Source organism: Variovorax sp. Soil_C_26, assembly GCF_057657075.1.
On sequence record NZ_JBDGJC010000044.1, the window covers coordinates 1 to 550 of the forward strand.

Here is a 550-nt window from a genome sequence, read left to right on the forward strand (position 1 = left end):
TCGCCTTCGAGGGCGAGCTTGGCCGAGCCATGGATGATCGGGGTGTCGTCGCCAGGGAACTCGTACTTGTCGAGGAGTTCGCGCACTTCCATTTCGACCAGCTCGAGCAGCTCCTTGTCGTCGACCATGTCGCACTTGTTCAGGAACACGATGATGTAGCCCACACCCACCTGGCGCGCCAGCAGGATGTGCTCGCGGGTCTGGGGCATCGGGCCGTCAGCGGCCGAGCACACGAGGATGGCGCCGTCCATCTGGGCAGCGCCGGTGATCATGTTCTTCACGTAGTCGGCGTGGCCGGGGCAGTCGACGTGTGCGTAGTGGCGGTTGGCCGTCTCGTACTCGACGTGGGCCGTGTTGATCGTGATGCCGCGGGCCTTTTCTTCGGGCGCAGCATCGATGTCGGCGTAGTTCTTGGCTTCGCCGCCGAACTTGGCCGACAGCACCGTGGCGATCGCCGCCGTCAGCGTGGTCTTGCCGTGGTCGACGTGACCGATCGTGCCCACGTTCACGTGCGGCTTGGTGCGGGTGAATTTACCTTTTGCCATTTTTC

At 63.5% G+C, this 550-nt stretch carries 1 protein-coding gene; it reads right to left on the reverse strand.

Features of this window, described 5'->3' with window-relative positions; all coding sequences use genetic code 11:
- The coding region (locus tag AC3A6G_RS27375; RefSeq protein ID WP_487863273.1) for a GTP-binding protein at positions 1–545 on the reverse strand (545 nt) is incomplete at its 3' end.
- Positions 546–550: the final 5 nt, after the last annotated feature.